Below are 18,145 nucleotides of genomic sequence, written 5' to 3' on the forward strand. Positions count from 1 at the left end.
GTTTTTCCTTTGCGTCATTACGTTTTTAGTAAAACCTGAAACATAAATATTGAAAAGGTTAAAAGGGATATTCATTAAGAGATATGTATTAATCATGCAACTCACAATAATGAAAAAATCTCATAAATACATTTTTCTCAATATTAACTTTTCCATTTATGGCTATACTCTATATTAGCTTTGCATAATTAAGGATTAGTCAACAAAAAAAGTTATTATAACTTTCCCACCATAGATTGCTGAGAATGATAAATATTAGAACTCATGAATAATGCTAACAAGTTTTTATATTTGCCATAAAAAAATAAATTACTTGAAGTATCATTGAATTGATTTCAACCAGCGGCGAATAGTTTCCGGGCTGAATTCTCGTCCAGGTAATATATCCTTGGCATCCGAATTCAACATATTCGCGATTGGTGCAGCCTCAAGTTTACCATTTTTACTTTTATAGTGTTTACTTAACATTATAAATATAGCATCCCGTTCTGCCTTAGATACCCTTTCTTTAGCCCCTTTAACAATTTCTTTAGCGTTCACATTTTGATCAACGTTACTTTCTGCTCCGGGAACTACTGACTTTATATTTTGAGGTGAAATCTCAACTGTACCTTCGGTAAATAAAGACTCATCTAAAACAGCTTCAATGTCAGGTCCAACAAAGAAGTCTTCTTTGAAAATCACAAAAGAATGATTAAAAAATAAAATATGATCACTTACATTGCCATTAATAATTACTGCTCCGGGAGTATTAATAATAGCATTACGTGAGGTTCCATTTGCAATATGATACCCTTCATTTGCAAAACGAGTTATTTTAGTTGGTTTTACTTCCCAAAAGCCATATGCCAGACCTTGGTAAGAAATATAAGATGAAACAATTTCATTTTGATCTTTATTTTTTTCAATTTCACATTCTTGTGGATTTAGAGGAATAAAGACCCTGTAAGCCGTTGAACCAAAAACGCTTTGGTACTCATCAGAACCTGAAGTAATATTTTCTATTTCCGAATTGTCATCCCCTTCGAATGTTCTTTTCAAGCAACATGGAACAGCATCTAATTTCACAAATAGCTTCCTCGAAAAATTCAACCAATCGCTTATAACTTTCGTAATAGATATATTTTCCCGTTCACATATGTCAGTGATTGAAAGGAAAATGCCAGTCTCGACTGCATTATTATTTTTGTTATCTAAAGTAAACAAACATCCCCCCACTAATTATATAATAAAGATAGCGCTTTTAACTATTACGTTTATCATACATGATTTCTATTAAGAGAAACATAAAAATACATCGTTTTTAGAATCAAAAAAAACAAATTCATTAATGTGAATTAAATCACAAACTGTATAAATTAATCTAAAAAAAATAGACGTGTATCATATGGTGACAATTCAAGAATCACGCAACAGTCAAAAAATTCAGATGACTAGAAAACTCTTTGCCTTCTGCAGCGAATGGAGAATAAAGAACCAGAATTTTGGGCAAGACAAGCATACGCCGCCCTTCTATCTATTAATGATAACCTTGCTAGCATTCTCCTTCCGAACTAGAATCAGTGCAGTAAAAAGGGATCTCACATGACAAAAAAAACATCACATACTCAGATCACCAGGACTCAAATCTACCGTGCCGTCGCCAGCTCAACCGCGATCGAAACTGGTGTCTCTGTGCAAAAAATTGAGCAGCAACTCAAACAAAATCAGGCACAGGCAAAAGCCGTTGGCCTCGCCCGTTAATCTGGCAAGATGTCGCTCACCAGTTGCATCATAGGGCTGTAGTTCCCTGAGACACCCGCCTGTATTGCCTTGAAGTAAAACGCCTTGTGCTCATCCCACAGGCTGTAATCAAGTAAGCCCTTCCCTGCCAGAACCGACAGCACATCGCAAAGTAGCCGCGACAGACGCCCGTTACCTTCTCTGAATGGGTGGATCAAAATAAACTCCACATGGCATTCAGCCAGATAACTTACCAGCTCCAGACGAGCCAGGGATTTGAGTTCACCAGACCGAGAAAGAAACTGCTTCTCGAAGCCATCAAGCAGCAGCGGAATCCTGTCGGCAGCCGCAAACTGAAAGCCATCCTTAGTTAGGTTGGCATTACGCAGCCTCCCCGCCCAGTCGTACACATTCCCCAGCCATTGGCGATGCCACCTGCTGATGTGCTCAAAAGCCAGCGCCTCAGGCGGCTGGCCCTCAATAAATAGCTGCTCATACAGCATCAGCAGCAAGCCAGACTCCAGCGCCTCCATTTCCTGTTCATCAATAAATCCCAGCTTATTAGCCAGCACTAAGTCTCCAGAGCCCGGCTGATAGCGTTCCTCTGCAGAATTAAGCTCATATTTTGACAAGCTTTTACCTCCGCCCAAACAAGTTCACAACGTTGTTTTCCTGCTGCCGTTGATAGTTATTAACTCGGTCTTCCCAGATCTCAAGCGCCCTGCGCTTTTCAGTCAGGTAATCATAACGGTCATAGTGTTTCGAGCTGACATCATTCAGAGCATGATTCTGAATACGGTCGCGGATCTCTTTGCTGATCCCCGCCTCCCCCATCAGAGTCTTACAGGTCCGACGTAAATCTCGCGCTGTGAAAACTTTAAACTCAGGATTAAAAGCCCGGAAATACATGATGGAACGCGCCAGACTATCAGTACGTACCGGTCGATCTCCATTGGTCGAGAGTGGGAAGATATAGGGACTGTTGCTTTCCTTAGTCAGTTCTTTCACTGAGGCTAATTCACTCAATGCCGATTCAGTCAGCGGGATCAGATGTTCACGTTTGTTTTTCGATACATCGGCAATGACTAGTAACGTCTTTTGCTGCCAGTCAATCGCGCTCCACTGGCTGGCAATCATTTCGAAAGGACGTTGCCCACCAGCATAAACGCAGAAGCGGATTAAATGCTGCATCAGCGGCCCAACGTTGGTTGCCTCTGCGAATTGCTCTATGACAACATGCAGCTCTTCCAACGTTAACCATGTATCACCCACTTTTTCCGCCGAAGACTGCTTCGGTATGGCCGATACCGGGTTAACTTCAAGGCCGAACGTAATACCCACGCTGGTATTCATCGGATCGTTATCAGCCTTCAGACCGTAGTTAAATGCCGCCATCAGGTAGGAACGAATTCGGTTCGCATGGACCACCGCATCACGCTGGATAATGCCTGAGAGAATGGTTTTGATCTGCAGAGACGTCACGTCCTTCGCTTTGGTATCACGAGGAATAACCGAGTAGCACTCTCTTTCCATGCGCTTCAATACATCAGCCCACGTCCGCTTATTGTCGAGCTTCATCTTGTTAACGTAGCCATGCACCAGTTCTTCAAATGATCCTTGAGAACGATGGATCTGCATGATGTGCTGTTCGGCCAGGCGCTGTTGCTCAAGCTCTTGCTGGGGCTCTTTTCCTTCAACAAGCCAGGCACCATACTTTTTCGCCAGCTCATTGGCCTTCACCAGTTTCATCTCAGGCCAGATGCCCAATTGGATGAACTTCTCTTTTTTCCCTTTATCAACGTAGTAACGGAAATAAAAAACCTTGCTGCCTGAAGGCTGAACCTTAACGCCAAGCCTGCCGGTACCACGTTGAGCACTGTTGCTCCACACGTAGTACGCCGTGCTTTTTGTCTTCAATCCACGTATAGCAGTCTCGGTAAGATTAGCGGCCATGAGTTTACCTTTATGAGAATAAGCGTTACCTGACCCGATGCCCATTTCGGGTCAGGTAATGGGTCAGGTAAGGATAGTACAATGGGGAAATGAGAGAACCAATCAGAAACAAAAATAACTTAATAACCAATTGATTATAGGCAATTAAAAACACAAACAGAGACAATGGCGAACAATTAAAAACATGCCAATTTTATGACTCATAATCGCTTGGTCGCTGGTTCAAGTCCAGCAGGGGCCACCAAATTCTAGCTTTGAAATCATATGATTAAGCCACTCCATAGAGTGGCTTTTTTGTTTCTACGTTCTTCAGTGTCGCAAAAATGTTTATGCGCAACGAGCTGATACCGCTGCAATCGAGGTTTCTGAAGCTCAACGCGTGGGCGGGTGAGAAGATCATAAGGTTTCAGAAATACAGCCTTGACCCCGAAAAAGAGTAGCCGCCGAAGGGCGGTTTGTTTATACCCAACGCCCGTATGCGGCGCTTTACCTTCTCGTCACCCCTTTATCCAACCCAGTAGCTCGGAGGGTGTCACAGCCTTGCTGACGCGCGAAAATTAAATAAATAACGCCCCCGGCGCGCAGTGCTTTCCCCGCCTCGCCTGCCCGCTTCACGGGTCGGTTTTGATGCAGCTGCATAAGAACTTCGGAACCCTGGAGCGGGTCATCATCAGATGGGGAAAGAAACGCATGCAAACTAATGCATCAGATGCATGCGCTCTAAATAAAAAGACATATAACTGTTTTTATACGGATTTATTGGCCGTTGGAACGGGATAAAACCCGGTAAATTTTTCCAACAAAAGCAACGGTGATAACAGCAAGAATAATGGAAGATAAGCCAAGAAAAACAAGCATAGAAAGAAAGGGGCTAAACGTTCCCCACAGGCTTGTAAAGTCGCTAATCCTGCCCAGCAAACCCGTCGGAATATACCTTATTGCGAACTCTGGAATAATTAGAAAGAAAATAATTGCAATAATAACATAAATCGCTGCTTTTTTCCCTTAATCATTCTTTTCTTGCCCACTTTGACGAGCATGACCAATTATTAAGCCACAATACTACAACAAGCCTAATTGAAATGGCAGAAAACTATCTTAAACTGAAAATGCAGGCTGATAAACGGATGGCTATTGCTATAACAAAAGCATTACGCGAGTAACATGCCAGCCATATGAAGATAATTAACACGCATCCCATTAAAGAAATATTTATTGTCTACTATTCAATAAACTCCATTAAAATCCCTTCTAAAATGGAACCATGCATTTACTGATTAAAATTTCACGCAAAATAATTTACCTATATTAATCACAGCCCCTTACGCTTTTGGAAGCGTAAGAAAAATAATTTTGAGCTATTATTTTATGGCCTGGACACCCTGGCAAATAAACCTAAGGCTAATACTCAGCAAAGCTACCTTAGGCAACGCCACCGCTTTTACAAACTGAGAATCCAGAAACCGTTTAACGTGAAACCATAATGCCCCGCTCGCCCCCCTTTCCAGATAATCTCCACTACACTTTCCCCAACTTTATCGCTCTGAGAATGCCCTATGCTGCGCCCGTTACTGTTTATCTCCGCCCTGCTGCCTTTTTTCGCCTGCGCCCATAATTTCAAAGAGGGCGAACGGGTAGCGCCGGTCGGCGTAGCGGAGCGTGGCGAACTGACGCTTAACCAGGGCGAGATCCGCTATCGCGACTGGAACAGCGCGCGGCTTACCGGCAAAGTCGGGCTGGTGCTGCATGTCGCGGGCAGGCTGTCGGCGAAAGATCTCAATAAAGGCACCAGCGACGCCATCGCCGCAGCCCGCCTGCCCGCCGATAAATTCCAGGCTACCACCATCATCAATACGGACGATGCTATTCCGGGCAGCGCCATGTTTGTACGCCGCAGTCTGGAAAGCACCAAAAAAGCATTCCCGGCCTCGGTGTTCGTACTCGATGATAACGGTGCCGCACAGCGCGCCTGGGGCCTGCAACCAGGCAGTTCCGCAGTAGTCGTACTGGATAAGGAAGGCCGCATTCGTTTTGCCAAAGATGGCGCGCTCACGCCGGACGAAGTGCGTCAGGTAATGAAATTACTGCGTTCACTACTGGCGTAAAACTTGTACAACATGTTAACTCTGTGTAAAGTTTTGTGACGTGCTGAGTTCGCCAAAGAAATTTTTCGCGATTACGCTACGCTTTTTAAGAGAGTCCCCGGAACGATGAACGTGAAGATAATCAGTTGTTCATACACCGAAAATTCCACATTCCGCCTGTTGCGACGATTGTTGCGCGCCTGATGACAGCACCCTCGCACAGTTGCGCTTTTAACGCCTTCCCGTTCACAGCACCCGAACATCATCAGAGGCCTAAACCATGAACGCTAACGCCGTGAAATCTTCAGGGCAGGAAAACGAATTGCAGGCGCTGCGCGACGCCCTGCAGGCTCGCCTTGATGAACTTTTACCGCCAGGCCAGGAGCGCGATCTGGTCTGTGCCGCGATGCGCGAAGGCGCGCTTACGCCCGGTAAACGGGTGCGTCCGCTGCTGCTTATTCTCGCCGCGCGCGATCTCGGCTGCGACGCCAGTCAGCCCGCGCTGATGGATCTCGCCTGCGCGGTGGAGATGGTACACGCCGCCTCGCTGATGCTCGATGATATCCCGTGCATGGATAACGCCCAGCTGCGCCGGGGCAAGCCTACTATCCATCGCCAGTATGGTGAAAGCGTCGCGATCCTCGCCGCCGTTGCGTTACTTAGCCGCGCCTTTGGCGTGGTGGCACAGGCAAGCCAGCTTTCCGATAGCTGCAAAACCGAGGCGGTCAGCGAGCTTTCCACGGCGGTGGGCCTCCAGGGGCTGGTGCAGGGACAGTTTCGTGACCTCAGTGAAGGCAACCAGACGCGTAGCCCAGAAGCGATTCTCGCGACCAATGATCTCAAGACCAGTGTGCTGTTTGACGCCACGCTGCAAATTGCCGCTATTGCTGCCGGCGCGTCCGCCTCGGTGCGCCAGAAACTGCGCCAGTTCTCACGCCATCTTGGCCAGGCGTTTCAGCTGCTTGACGATCTGGCAGACGGCCTGAGCAATACCGGTAAAGACATCAACAAAGACGCGGGCAAATCTACGCTTGTGGCAATGCTCGGCCCGGAGGCGGTACATCGGCACTTGCGCGATCATCTTCTGCGTGCCGACGAACATCTCGCCTGCGCCTGTTCGCGCGGCGCGTCTACCCGCCGTTTTATGTACGCCTGGTTTGATAAACAGCTGGCCATGTTTGGCTAAACGCGCGCCTCTTCGCGGCTGACAGCGACTGTAACTGGAGTAGGAATGAAGGACAAGGAACTGAGCCAACGCAAGAACGATCATCTGGATATCGTGCTGCATCCGGAGCGGGCTAAACAGACAATTCGCACCGGCTTTGAACACTGGCGCTTCGAGCACTGCGCGCTTCCGGAGCTTTCGCTTGACGCCATCGACCTCAATACCCGCCTTTTTGGCCGTCCGATGAAAGCGCCGATCCTGATAAGCTCAATGACCGGCGGCGCGCGGCGTGCGAGCGATATCAACCGGCATCTGGCGGAGGCAGCGCAAACGCTGGGCCTTGCGATGGGCGTTGGCTCGCAGCGTGTTGCGCTGGAAAGCGAGGACAACTGGGGGCTGACCGGTGAACTGCGTAAATACGCGCCGGATATCCCGCTGCTGGCGAACCTCGGTGCGGCGCAGATTAGCAGCGCGCAGGGGCTTGATTACGCAAAGCGCGCCGTCGGGATGGTGGACGCGGACGCACTCATTATTCATCTCAACCCGCTTCAGGAGGCGCTGCAAACCGGTGGAGATCGCGACTGGCGCGGTGTGCTGACGGCCATTGAACGCGTCGTCAGTGCGCTTTCCGTACCAGTAGTGGTGAAAGAGGTCGGAGCCGGGCTCTCCGTGTCGGTGGCGCACCAGCTTGCACAAGCGGGCGTCACCATGCTGGATGTCGCAGGCGCAGGCGGCACCAGTTGGGCCGCAGTAGAAGGCGAGCGCGCCGCAGACGTGCATGCGCACAACGTGGCGATGGCTTTCGCGGGCTGGGGTATTCCCACCGCACAGGCGCTGCGCCAGATACGCGAGGCGCTCCCCACTATGCCGCTTATTGCCTCTGGCGGTATTCGTGACGGCATTGACGTTGCCAAAGCCATCAGTATGGGCGCGGATCTGGTCGGCCAGGCGGCGGCGGTACTCGGCAGCGCGACGACCTCAACCAGTGCAGTCCTGGCGCATTTCGCGGTCGTAATTGAACAATTGCGGGTCGCTTGTTTCTGCACCGGCAGCGCCAGCCTTAGCGCACTGCGGGATGCCCGGCTGGTTCGTACCGGGGATGAGGTATGAGCCACTACGCCGTTATCACGCCACCGCTCTACAGCCACGTTCATGCCATGCAGGCACTCGCGCAGGCGCTTATCGCACGCGGGCACCGCATCACCTTTATTCAGCAGGCAGAGGCCCGCACGCTGCTTGACGATCCGCGCATCGGCTTTTATCCGGTGGGCGAAGCGAGCCACCCGCCCGGCAGCCTCGCCCGCACGTTACGCCTGACCGCACACCCCGGCGGCCCGGCCATCTTAAGCCTGATACAGGATCTGGCTCGCACTACCGATATGCTGTGCCGGGAACTGCCCGATGCGCTGTCGCGGCTTGGCGTGGACGGCCTGATTGTCGATCAAATGGAAGCCGCGGGCGGCCTCGTTGCTGATGCGCTCGGGCTGCCGTTTGTCTCCGTCGCCTGCGCCCTGCCGGTCAACCGCGAGCCAGGGCTGCCGCTACCGGTCATGCCGTTTCGCTACGCCCCCACGCCACGCGCACGCAAAATTTACCAGACCAGCCAGCAGATCCACGACTGGCTGATGGGCCGTCATGGCGCGGTGATAGCCCACCACGCGCAGCGCTTCGGGCTGCCGCCCCGCCACGGCCTGCACGATTGCCTCTCACCGCTCGCGCAAATCAGCCAGACGCTCAGCATGCTTGATTTCCCCCGCCGCGCACCGCCGGCGTGCTTTCACGCGGTCGGCCCGCTGCGACCACCCCAACCAGCCTCCGAACCGGCGTTACCGTCGTCGCGCCCGCGCATTTTTGCCTCGCTCGGTACATTGCAGGGTCATCGCTACGGACTGTTTCGCACTATCGCAAAAGCCTGCCGTGACGCCGATGTCGAACTACTGATTGCCCACTGTGGCGGGTTGAATGCCACGCAGGTTGCAAAACTGGAAACCTGCGGCTCCACGCGCGTGACCGGGTTTACTGACCAGACGTTGGCGCTCAGCCAGTCGCAGGCGGTTATCACGCATGGCGGGCTGAATACGGTGATGGACGCTGTCGCCAGCGCCACACCGCTGCTGGTCGTCCCGCTGGCGTTCGATCAGCCCGGCGTTGCGGCGCGGGTTGAACATTGCGGTATCGGCCGGCGCGTCTCACGCTTCACCGGACGCCGTGCGTTCACGCAAAAGCTTCAGGCGCTGCTGAGCGATGAGAGCTGTCGCTCGCGCCTTATTGCGATGCAGCGCGCACTCGCGCAGGCAGGTGGTGTTCAGCGCGCGGCGCATATCACCGAGCAGGCGCTCAGCGCGCGGCGGCCTGTTCTCCCGCAGGCGGTATCATGACAGCGCAATGGGATCTTATTCTTGCAGGCGGTGGCCTCGCGAACGGGCTTATCGCCCTGCGTCTGCACGCGCTCGCCCCTTCGCTGAAAGTACTGCTGCTGGAGGCAGGCGACCAGCCCGGCGGCAACCACACCTGGTCGTTTCATGGCGATGACATCACGCCCGCACAGCACGCCTGGCTTGCGCCATTGGTGGCGCACCGCTGGGACGGTTATGAGGTGCGTTTCCCGGCGCTGACGCGCACGCTTGATGGCGGCTATTACAGCGTGACGTCTGAGCGTTTTGCCGACGTCTTGACTCACACGCTCGGCGACAAGCTCTGGTGTAACGCGCCTGTCGCTGCCCTCACAACAGAGGCAGTGACGATGGCGGACGGGCGCACGTTGCATGCCCGCGCGGTGCTTGATGGCCGCGGCTGGCAGGCAAGCCCGCACCTGACGGTGGGCCAGCAGGCGTTTCTCGGCCAGCAGTGGAAACTCGCGGCGCCCCACGGCCTGACGCGTCCGATCCTGATGGACGCCACGGTGGCGCAGCAAGGCGGCTACCGGTTTGTCTATACGCTACCGCTCACGCCCGACACGCTGCTGATTGAAGACACGCACTATATCGACAGCGCGACGCTTGATCCGGCGCGGGCACGCGACAACATCGCCAGTTACGCCCGTACACACAACTGGACGCTTACAACGCTCGAGCGTGAAGAGCACGGCAATCTGCCGATTACGCTCACGGGCGCGCCGCAGGCGTTCTGGCGCGAGGCGCAGGGCATAGCGCGCAGCGGCCTGCGCGCCGGACTGTTTCACGCCACTACCGGTTATTCGCTGCCGCACGCGGCGGCGCTTGCTGACAGTATCGCCGCACAGCCGCCTGAAACCGCTCAGGCGTTATACGCGCTGACGGCGGGCTACGCGCAGCGCCAGTGGCGGCGTCAGCGCTTTTTCCGGCTGCTGAACCGCATGCTGTTTCTGGCGGGCAAACCAGACCGCCGCTGGCAGGTCATGCAGCGCTTTTATGGATTAAATGCGGGGCTTATCGCCCGGTTTTATGCCGGACGCCTGACCCCCTTAGATATGGTGCGACTGCTGACAGGCAAACCCCCGGTACCGGTGGGCGAAGCCTTGCAGGCCGTGCTTAAGCAAACACCCCGGCTGCGAGCTTTTCATCATGACTAAAACTGTTGTTATCGGGTCCGGCTTTGGTGGCCTGGCCCTGGCTATCCGCTTACAGGCGGCGGGCACACCTGTTTTGCTACTGGAGCAGCGTGATAAACCCGGCGGACGGGCCTATGTCTACGAAGATCAGGGTTTCACCTTCGACGCCGGTCCCACCGTCATTACCGACCCTTCGGCTATCGAGGAGTTGTTTACGCTTGCCGGGAAAAATATTGCCGATTACGTCGAGCTGTTGCCCGTAGCGCCCTTCTACCGCCTCTGCTGGGAGAACGGCCAGGTCTTTAATTACGATAACGATCAGGCAAGCCTTGAGGCGCAAATTGCGCGTTTTAACCCGCGCGACGTCGAAGGTTATCGCAAGTTCCTCGCCTATTCGCAGGCGGTATTTAAAGAAGGCTATCTGAAGCTTGGCGCGGTGCCGTTTTTATCATTTCGCGATATGTTGCGCGCCGGGCCACAACTGGCGCGCCTGCAGGCCTGGCGCAGCGTTTACGGCATGGTGTCGAAATACATTGAAAACGAGCATCTGCGCCAGGCCTTCTCGTTTCACTCGTTGCTGGTAGGCGGCAACCCGTTTGCGACCTCGTCCATCTATACGCTTATTCATGCGCTGGAGCGCCAGTGGGGCGTCTGGTTCGCCCGCGGCGGCACCGGCGCGCTGGTCAACGGGCTGACGAAACTCTTTACCGATCTGGGCGGCGAAATCGAACTCAACGCGAAGGTCACACGCCTCGATACCCGGGGCGATAAGATTTGCGGCGTCACGCTTGCGGATGGACGCCACATCCCGGCTCGCGCCGTGGCATCGAACGCCGATGTGGTGCACACCTACAACAATCTGCTCGGCCATCATCCACGCGGCGTGGCCCAGGCAGCGTCGCTGCGCCGTAAGCGTATGAGCAACTCCCTGTTCGTACTCTATTTTGGCCTCAATCATCACCACAGCCAGCTTGCGCACCACACGGTCTGCTTCGGGCCGCGCTACAAAGAGCTGATTGAGGATATTTTCAAGCGCGACTCGCTGGCGGAGGATTTCTCGCTCTACCTGCACGCGCCTTGCGTGACCGACCCGTCACTCGCGCCGCCGGGCTGCGGCAGCTATTACGTGCTGGCTCCGGTGCCGCATCTTGGCACCGCAAATCTGAACTGGGATGTCGAAGGCCCGCGCCTGCGCGATCGCATTTTCGATTATCTGGAGCAGCACTATATGCCGGGCCTGCGCGAGCAACTGGTAACGCACCGCATGTTTACGCCGTTCGATTTCCGCGACCAGCTCGGCGCGTATCAGGGCTCGGCGTTTTCGGTGGAACCCATCCTCACGCAAAGCGCCTGGTTCCGCCCGCATAACCGCGACAGCCGTATCGACAACCTCTATCTGGTCGGTGCCGGTACACACCCAGGCGCGGGCATTCCCGGTGTTATCGGCTCAGCAAAAGCCACCGCCGGGCTGATGCTGGAGGAGACACATGCCCGATAAACCGCTGCTGACACACGCCACCGAAACCATTGAAGCCGGTTCGAAAAGCTTCGCCACCGCCTCGAAACTCTTTGATGCGCAGACGCGACGCAGCGCACTAATGCTCTATGCGTGGTGTCGCCACTGCGACGACGTGACCGACGGTCAGGTGCTCGGGTTTCGCGCGCCGTCAGCCGCCACCGAGACGCCGCAGGCGCGCATCACCATGCTGCGTGAGTTAACGCTTGAGGCCTACGCGGGCAAACCGATGACAGAGCCAAACTTTGCCGCGTTTCAGGAGGTCGCCTTACAGCATCAGATCCCGCCTGCGCTGGCGCTCGATCATCTGGAAGGCTTCGCGATGGACGTGCGCGACGAACGCTACCGCACCTTTGATGACACCCTACGTTACTGTTATCACGTAGCTGGCGTGGTGGGCCTGATGATGGCGCGCGTTATGGGCGTGCGCGATGAGGCGGTACTGGATCGCGCCTGCGATCTGGGGCTCGCGTTTCAGCTTACTAATATTGCGCGGGATATTGTCGAGGATGCTGCCATCGGCCGCTGTTATCTGCCGGACGAGTGGTTGCTTCAGGAAGGGCTGCGCCGCGAGACGCTGGCGGCACATGAGCATCGTCCGCAGATTGCGCGCCTTGCCGCCCGCCTCGTGAATGAAGCGGAGCCGTATTACGCCTCGGCACGCGCCGGGCTGGCGGGGCTGCCGCTGCGCTGCGCCTGGGCTATCGCCACCGCCCACGGCGTATACCGGGAGATTGGGGTAAAAGTAAAACGCGCGGGCGTCAACGCGTGGGATTCGCGTCAGGGCACCAGCAGAGCCGAAAAGCTGGCCCTGCTGGGCAAAGGTGCCGCGATGGCGCTTAGCTCTCGCGGCGCGACCTCGACGCCTCGTCCGTTGACGCTCTGGCAGCGCCCTCACGCGCAGGACGACCGTTACGCTCACGCAACACCGCCTGCAGCTTAGCGACCGGCGGCGCATAGAGAAAACCAAACGAGACGCAGCCTTCGCGCCCGCGCACCGCGTGATGCAGTCGGTGCGCGATGTAGAGCCGCTTCAGGTAACCCCGACGCGGCACATAACGAAACGGCCAGCGCTGGTGGACCAGGCCGTCATGCGCAATAAAGTAGAGCGCGCCGTAGAGCGTCATTCCGGCGCCTATCCATTGCAGCGGCCAGTGGCCGCCCGTACCGAGTGCGATAAGCAAAATCGCCACGCCAGCAAACACCACAGCGTAGAGATCGTTAACTTCAAACCAGCCTTTGCGCGGCGTGTGGTGGGAAAGATGCCAGCCCCATCCCCAACCGTGCATGACATATTTATGCGTCAGTGTCGCCAGTATCTCCATCAGGGCGACCGTCAGTAACACAATCGCCACGTTATACAACACCGTCATAATTTCTCCTGGGCCCGATGGAAAGAAACGTCCTGTTGCCGGGAAACGTAAGCGCAATGCGCGCTGCAACCCAGAGAGTATAGCAACCCAGTCGCAAATACCTGATGCATTCACGAGGCGCGTAAGGATAAAAAAACCCGGCGAACCGGGGTAAAGGAGTGAAGGGCTAACGCTTAAATATGTTCCCATTCGCCCTGCGCGCCCGCGACGGCACGTTGTTTCGGCGCAGGTGCGGCAATCATTACCGATTCCGGGCTTGCCACCATCGGTCAGGTGGCGACAGGTGTTGGGGTATAGGTCGCGCCATTGCTGACATGAAACACGCCGACCCGCTGTTCAAGTTCTCGCGTCTGAGCTTCGGGTGACGAGGCGGCTGCCAATCAGCATGGCGTTCTGCTGCGTGGTAGTGTTCGTCTCAGGCATCGTCTGGCCAATCCGAACGATGCCGTGACGCTGCTGGGTACAGTCCCGGGCGATCTCATCCATGCTCTGACGCACACGAGCCCGCTCCACGCTGAGGGCTATTGTTTCACATGCGGTACGCCATGCATGTTGTCTTCCATACGCGTATAGCGGTCTCGATAAGATTAGCGGCCATGAAGTGACCTTTCTGAGGATAAATGTTACCTGACCTGATACCCAGTTCGGGTCAGGTAAGGGGTGAGGTAACGATAGTACAGTGAGGATATGAGTGAGCCATTCACAAAGAAAATCACATCGTAACTAATTAACTATAGAAAATTAAAAATACAATAAGCGTTATTAGCGAACGAATAGAGACATGCCGATTTCATGGCTCATGAGCGCCTGGCCACAGGCTCAAGCCCAGAGGTGTCCACAAAATTCTCGCTTTAAAATCATTATCAGGCTCACCTCCTACGGACAGAATAAGTATCTGCTCATTGATAGTGGGCATTCATAATATTTCGGATGCGCGTACTATCGTCGGTGATACTTTCAATTACCTGCATATCAGGTTGTATAAAGTAGCGACCTGCCTTTCAACCGTCAGGATTAGCACCAGCCGTTACGCCAACCGGCAAAATGTGCTGGCCTGAACCTTCCAAAAAAAGACTCCTCTTCTGAGAGTTCATTAAATAACAACCGACATATGCATGAGGTTATGCACATCTGGCGACATATCACGAATATGCGTACAGAAGGGCTTATCAGTAAATATATGAACTATAATTATTACTCCTGAATATAAATTGTTGATTTACGAATGGAGCAAAATAAAAATATTGTTGTCAATTACTAAAATCATACCTTGGAAGATTGTAATCCATGCATAGAAAAAATTTCCAACGCAATACCTGGCCCTGATTAATTTGCAAAATATCGAAATTCGATGCAATATCTCCTTGCCCCACTGCGCCACAAAAGGAGCTTATTGAAATGAAATTGAAAATCCTTTCCCTCTCCCCTCTGTTTCTGGCGGCCTGTAGCATGGAACATAATGCTTACCGGGTCGCTGATATAACCCTTAAAAACAATCAACCATGTATTTCAGTCAATAATGACTCCACCATTAAAAACGGTCATGCAAAATTGCTTACATTGTCATTGTCAGTCCGTGACGTTAAGGGTCATTTGCGGGAAGTATGGAAACAGGACAATTTCGACAGTCCTTCGTACACGATACATGCAGGACAGTGCATTCCTGTTAATTATCATTTTAGTCGCGATAAGGAATACAGCGTTACTGTTATTACTGCACAACCAGAGGATAAAGTTGCAACCAAAAGACTCTGGTCTGGTAGTTTTACTCTCAATGAACTTGCGACTAAATAACTCCGATATGTAGCGTCAGATACTAAAGCTTATAAATTACAACACCACCGGTCTGCCCACGACATCCTTCGGCATTGAGTGAGGTTCTGGCCATAGTGACTGTATATATCATATTGCGGACGGTGCAGGCTGATTCGTTAGCGCAAAAATTCATACGCCAGCGAATGTCGATAGGTCACGCTGCCCGGGTAATGACGATATGATATGCGCTGTATGCAGCCAGCCCATTTAAAGAGTCACAGGCTAAAACCCAGCAGAGGCCGCTACCATCCGTCAAATCCTGCTTCTTACAACGCTATTAATAAGCCCCTTTTCCTTTTCAGCATTCTTAGACGTCACTAGCCTCATAAAAATCTCGTATTATCAAATGATTAATCCACTCCAGGAACTTCATCTTTCTTGCAACGATTTAGCGCGCCATCGCTGCGTCAGGCTTTTGCATGAAGCGATTATTTCGCATCCTATCGTCTTTATATATCCTTAACACGCCTTAAGCCTTGGTAAATTTTACGCACAATATATATGCTACCCATTGCGGCCAGAATGGACGCCACCCCAAGAAAAATCAGCACAGAAAGAAGATGGCTAAAAAGCCCCCCGAAGCTCGTGTAATCACTCAGTCGCGCAAACTGGTCAGGCGTCAGTACACGAATTACTATTTCAGGAATTATTAGAAAAAAAATAATCACCACCAAAACATAAATTACTCTTCTGCCTGTTTTTTTCATTATCTTCCTTGCCTCTCTGACACTTGTGGCCAATTATTGACAGCTAAGATTATAACAAACCCTATGGAAATGGCAGAACATTTAAGCAGAAAGCGAGAGCAGAAAGAAAGCTGGAAAAATTATATTTCAGGCCCCAGTATATTACCTTATACTGTTTTGTGAAAAATCAGGCATGTTATGTCTCTTTATCGAACCTCATCTATCTCACGTGAGTTATGACGTTCAGGGGTGAGCAAACAGTCTATACATTACGGATAACGCTTTATATGAGGTATTAAAAAGATGAAAAAGATTTTATTGTTTATATGGGGGACGCACTCTCATTTAGTCCCTCTCGCACTTATTCTGGCGGGGGCTTTTCTATTTATCCGATTCATTCCGGACTATTCAGGTATGCTGACTTTCGTATGGTTTATTATCGTTTCTTATTTTTATATTAAATATAATCGCTGGTACTGACTGTCCCGGGTCAGGGCTATTTTTTATTTAGAGTTCTTAAAGCCAACTCAATAATAACTATGAACAGGACGCCTCCAGCCTGTGAAAGCGCCCTTCAGACTCAGTTTGCCGGATCGAACTCAATGTTCACCAGTGCGCGCAGTTCTTCTTTCATATACGTCGTAAAATATTCAGGATTTTTAATCACCACCCGGTCTGCGGATTCGATTTTATCTGCCCACCCCGCCACTTTTTTGGTGAATTCGGGGTTCCAGCCTTCCTGTTCTCCTCGCGCAAAAATCTCCTCTGAGTGAGCAGGAACACCAAGGTCCTTCAGGTATTTAAACATCCCCTTCGCTGTACTCTCATCCATGGAATGCGGCGTTGACGCTGACGTGTTCATACCGCCAATGAAGTCCAGTGCTTTATCAATTACTGTTGGCATATTCGTATCCTTAAATTAACCATCTAATAATCACCTCTTCACTATGGCCTGGAATGGCGAGGAGTCTGCAACTGATGGTTAAATCTGTTACCTGGAGCCAGAATCAGCGTCGCATGTGGCGGTTTTCTGTCCGATGGTGGTGCCCTTTTTTCTTCACCTGCCTGAGCCGCAACCCGCTGACATTCCCACTGGAACAACAGGTTCATTTGAAGGATTCTACAATGTACAAAGCCGCCAGCGGGTAACAGCCATTACTCTTCCCGGCCATGTTAATGGCAGAACAAACCGGTCTCGCTGGTTGAATACATTGCTATGACTTACTGTCTTATAAGGAATGACAAATGATGCTGCCCGGACGCAATCCTGAAGCCAATATGCCCGGCGACGACGTTGCTCGCTGTAATGACAAAGGTGCGACAGATTTCAGTTTCGATGCACCTGGTACTTCGATAGCCATCAGGTGTGATTTTGCGCTGGCGGTGCAGTAATGGGGTTTGCGACATTTATTTCCGGCAGGTTTTTTTGTGACCTGCTGGCCCACGGTCACGAGATGGAAGAGGTCATTGCCCGCGGTGATAACAGCCTGTTGCAGCACTCAACGCCGGGGCTGGAGCGCTGGTTTGATAAACCTCCCGCAGAACTTCCCCGGCAGAACGGGTTTCCGCTGGCGTTCGCGCTGCTGTTTTTGCTGGTCGCTTTCGCCGGTACTTTACTGACGCTGATGGCGTTACTGCCCAAACAGTCGCCGTCCGTGAGGGCATTTTGCTTCTTCGTGCCTGCGGTCCTGTTTATTTTCAGCAATCTGACCGCCACCTTGCTTATCGCGCGTGGCAGAACATCCGGGCTGGCGTGGTATGGCATGGTGCACCGCACACTTAGCGTGTTGAGCGCGGCGCTGCTGCTGGTCACTCTGCTGAACGGGCAGACACACCATGCGGTCATCATGCTGGCGTCGCTGATTGCTCTGCTGGCCTGCCGCACTCTGTTTAACGGACGAGGGTTTATTCTCTTCGTGCTCTATAGCCGCACGCAGCGCATCGCCACTCTCTCTCGTGAGATGCGCGTAAAAAATCAGTAGATGCAAAACAAAAGCCGCCAGCGGGTCACGCATGGCGGCATTGTTACTGGTTCAGGCTGTTACAACCCGGTGCTGAACGTAATCAAACCAAGCACTATACCCGGCGAGTTGGCTATCACAATCGGCCAGTTTTTCCTCTCACTCAGTAAACCATACGTCACCCACAGCACGCAGTTAACGGCGGCGGCCAGGGGCTGTAGCGGGTTGGTTTTCAGGCCGTTTAAATTATCCAGAATCAGTGGAATGTAGGAAATATACATAAAACAACACGCAATCGTGGCTATCCAGCCCACGACAAAATGCGCTCTTGAGTACAGCAT

Annotated in this window: 19 protein-coding genes; 11 read left to right on the forward strand and 8 right to left on the reverse strand. The window is 52.3% G+C overall.

Annotated elements, in window-relative coordinates:
• Positions 1-321 precede the first annotated feature (321 nt).
• Positions 322-1,068, reverse strand: coding sequence for a hypothetical protein (locus M1D91_RS20040; RefSeq protein WP_437432397.1), 747 nt, complete (start codon positions 1,066-1,068; stop codon positions 322-324).
• 516 nt (positions 1,069-1,584) lie between these two features.
• On the opposite strand from M1D91_RS20040, the gene M1D91_RS20045 reads away from it, so the two are divergent.
• A complete protein-coding gene (locus tag M1D91_RS20045; protein ID WP_103161909.1) occupies positions 1,585-1,743 on the forward strand; it encodes a hypothetical protein in 159 nt (52 codons plus the stop codon).
• On the opposite strand, the gene M1D91_RS20050 is transcribed toward M1D91_RS20045, so the two are convergent.
• Positions 1,740-2,354: a Fic/DOC family protein gene (locus tag M1D91_RS20050; RefSeq protein WP_172665411.1), complete on the reverse strand. Its 615-nt coding sequence runs from the start codon at positions 2,352-2,354 to the stop codon at positions 1,740-1,742. The genes M1D91_RS20045 and M1D91_RS20050 overlap by 4 nt on opposite strands.
• Before the next feature lie 4 nt (positions 2,355-2,358).
• On the reverse strand, positions 2,359-3,675 hold the full coding sequence (locus tag M1D91_RS20055) for a tyrosine-type recombinase/integrase (protein ID WP_167610287.1): 1,317 nt from the start codon (positions 3,673-3,675) through the stop codon (positions 2,359-2,361).
• A gap of 1,556 nt (positions 3,676-5,231) precedes the next feature.
• On the opposite strand from M1D91_RS20055, the gene M1D91_RS20060 reads away from it, so the two are divergent.
• The 7 genes from M1D91_RS20060 to crtB all read left to right on the forward strand — a co-directional run bounded on the left by M1D91_RS20060 (position 5,232) and on the right by crtB (position 12,912).
• The gene (locus tag M1D91_RS20060) at positions 5,232-5,780 is read left to right on the forward strand and encodes a YtfJ family protein (protein WP_437432396.1); all 549 of its coding nucleotides are present in this window, start codon (positions 5,232-5,234) and stop codon (positions 5,778-5,780) included.
• 259 nt (positions 5,781-6,039) lie between these two features.
• On the forward strand, positions 6,040-6,945 hold the full coding sequence (locus M1D91_RS20065; protein ID WP_437432395.1) for a polyprenyl synthetase family protein: 906 nt from the start codon (positions 6,040-6,042) through the stop codon (positions 6,943-6,945).
• A gap of 45 nt (positions 6,946-6,990) precedes the next feature.
• Complete coding sequence (fni, locus tag M1D91_RS20070) at positions 6,991-8,034, forward strand: type 2 isopentenyl-diphosphate Delta-isomerase (RefSeq protein WP_437432394.1); 1,044 nt, start codon at positions 6,991-6,993, stop codon at positions 8,032-8,034.
• Positions 8,031-9,302, forward strand: a complete 1,272-nt coding sequence (locus M1D91_RS20075; protein ID WP_437432393.1) for a glycosyltransferase — start codon at positions 8,031-8,033, stop codon at positions 9,300-9,302. Before fni ends, M1D91_RS20075 begins: the two co-directional genes overlap by 4 nt.
• Entirely contained in the window at positions 9,299-10,474 is a 1,176-nt protein-coding gene (gene crtY, locus M1D91_RS20080) for a lycopene beta-cyclase CrtY (protein WP_437432392.1), read from the forward strand. Before M1D91_RS20075 ends, crtY begins: the two co-directional genes overlap by 4 nt.
• Entirely contained in the window at positions 10,467-11,951 is a 1,485-nt protein-coding gene (locus M1D91_RS20085) for a phytoene desaturase (protein WP_437432391.1), read from the forward strand. The genes crtY and M1D91_RS20085 overlap by 8 nt, the downstream gene beginning before the upstream one ends.
• Complete coding sequence (gene crtB, locus M1D91_RS20090; RefSeq protein ID WP_437432390.1) at positions 11,941-12,912, forward strand: 15-cis-phytoene synthase CrtB; 972 nt, start codon at positions 11,941-11,943, stop codon at positions 12,910-12,912. The genes M1D91_RS20085 and crtB overlap by 11 nt, the downstream gene beginning before the upstream one ends.
• Here crtB and M1D91_RS20095 read toward each other — a convergent pair.
• Positions 12,809-13,342, reverse strand: coding sequence for a sterol desaturase family protein (locus M1D91_RS20095; protein ID WP_437432389.1), 534 nt, complete (start codon positions 13,340-13,342; stop codon positions 12,809-12,811). The genes crtB and M1D91_RS20095 overlap by 104 nt on opposite strands.
• A 336-nt stretch (positions 13,343-13,678) precedes the next feature.
• Complete coding sequence (locus M1D91_RS20100) at positions 13,679-13,840, reverse strand: hypothetical protein (protein WP_437432388.1); 162 nt, start codon at positions 13,838-13,840, stop codon at positions 13,679-13,681.
• Positions 13,841-14,740: 900 nt separating this feature from the next.
• Here M1D91_RS20100 and M1D91_RS20105 point away from each other — a divergent pair.
• Complete coding sequence (locus M1D91_RS20105) at positions 14,741-15,136, forward strand: putative T6SS immunity periplasmic lipoprotein (RefSeq protein WP_437432387.1); 396 nt, start codon at positions 14,741-14,743, stop codon at positions 15,134-15,136.
• 470 nt (positions 15,137-15,606) lie between these two features.
• On the opposite strand, the gene M1D91_RS20110 is transcribed toward M1D91_RS20105, so the two are convergent.
• Positions 15,607-15,864 carry a hypothetical protein gene (locus tag M1D91_RS20110; RefSeq protein WP_437432386.1) on the reverse strand — a complete coding sequence of 86 codons (258 nt, stop codon included), beginning with the start codon at positions 15,862-15,864 and terminating at the stop codon, positions 15,607-15,609.
• Positions 15,865-16,423: 559 nt separating this feature from the next.
• Complete coding sequence (locus M1D91_RS20115; protein WP_437432385.1) at positions 16,424-16,747, reverse strand: DUF1889 family protein; 324 nt, start codon at positions 16,745-16,747, stop codon at positions 16,424-16,426.
• Positions 16,748-17,088: 341 nt separating this feature from the next.
• On the opposite strand from M1D91_RS20115, the gene M1D91_RS20120 reads away from it, so the two are divergent.
• Together M1D91_RS20120 and M1D91_RS20125 are read left to right on the forward strand one after the other, a co-directional pair.
• Positions 17,089-17,235: a hypothetical protein gene (locus tag M1D91_RS20120; RefSeq protein ID WP_437432384.1), complete on the forward strand. Its 147-nt coding sequence runs from the start codon at positions 17,089-17,091 to the stop codon at positions 17,233-17,235.
• A complete protein-coding gene (locus M1D91_RS20125) occupies positions 17,235-17,825 on the forward strand; it encodes a hypothetical protein (RefSeq protein ID WP_437432383.1) in 591 nt (196 codons plus the stop codon). The genes M1D91_RS20120 and M1D91_RS20125 overlap by 1 nt, the downstream gene beginning before the upstream one ends.
• Before the next feature lie 59 nt (positions 17,826-17,884).
• On the opposite strand, the gene M1D91_RS20130 is transcribed toward M1D91_RS20125, so the two are convergent.
• On the reverse strand, positions 17,885-18,145 hold the full coding sequence (locus tag M1D91_RS20130; protein WP_437432382.1) for a SemiSWEET family transporter: 261 nt from the start codon (positions 18,143-18,145) through the stop codon (positions 17,885-17,887).

The organism is Enterobacter sp. SA197, assembly GCF_054131575.1.

Bases quoted from the DNA above. Each gene is read 5' to 3' on its own strand.
- M1D91_RS20045 (WP_103161909.1), top strand. From the start codon at position 1,585: ATGACAAAAAAAACATCACATACTCAGATCACCAGGACTCAAATCTAC.
- M1D91_RS20055 (WP_167610287.1), bottom strand. From the start codon at position 3,675: ATGGCCGCTAATCTTACCGAGACTGCTATACGTGGATTGAAGACAAAA.
- M1D91_RS20060 (WP_437432396.1), top strand. From the start codon at position 5,232: ATGCTGCGCCCGTTACTGTTTATCTCCGCCCTGCTGCCTTTTTTCGCC.
- M1D91_RS20065 (WP_437432395.1), top strand. From the start codon at position 6,040: ATGAACGCTAACGCCGTGAAATCTTCAGGGCAGGAAAACGAATTGCAG.
- fni (WP_437432394.1), top strand. From the start codon at position 6,991: ATGAAGGACAAGGAACTGAGCCAACGCAAGAACGATCATCTGGATATC.
- M1D91_RS20075 (WP_437432393.1), top strand. From the start codon at position 8,031: ATGAGCCACTACGCCGTTATCACGCCACCGCTCTACAGCCACGTTCAT.
- crtY (WP_437432392.1), top strand. From the start codon at position 9,299: ATGACAGCGCAATGGGATCTTATTCTTGCAGGCGGTGGCCTCGCGAAC.
- M1D91_RS20085 (WP_437432391.1), top strand. From the start codon at position 10,467: ATGACTAAAACTGTTGTTATCGGGTCCGGCTTTGGTGGCCTGGCCCTG.
- crtB (WP_437432390.1), top strand. From the start codon at position 11,941: ATGCCCGATAAACCGCTGCTGACACACGCCACCGAAACCATTGAAGCC.
- M1D91_RS20095 (WP_437432389.1), bottom strand. From the start codon at position 13,342: ATGACGGTGTTGTATAACGTGGCGATTGTGTTACTGACGGTCGCCCTG.
- M1D91_RS20105 (WP_437432387.1), top strand. From the start codon at position 14,741: ATGAAATTGAAAATCCTTTCCCTCTCCCCTCTGTTTCTGGCGGCCTGT.
- M1D91_RS20110 (WP_437432386.1), bottom strand. From the start codon at position 15,864: ATGAAAAAAACAGGCAGAAGAGTAATTTATGTTTTGGTGGTGATTATT.
- M1D91_RS20115 (WP_437432385.1), bottom strand. From the start codon at position 16,747: ATGCCAACAGTAATTGATAAAGCACTGGACTTCATTGGCGGTATGAAC.
- M1D91_RS20120 (WP_437432384.1), top strand. From the start codon at position 17,089: ATGATGCTGCCCGGACGCAATCCTGAAGCCAATATGCCCGGCGACGAC.
- M1D91_RS20125 (WP_437432383.1), top strand. From the start codon at position 17,235: ATGGGGTTTGCGACATTTATTTCCGGCAGGTTTTTTTGTGACCTGCTG.
- M1D91_RS20130 (WP_437432382.1), bottom strand. From the start codon at position 18,145: ATGCTGTACTCAAGAGCGCATTTTGTCGTGGGCTGGATAGCCACGATT.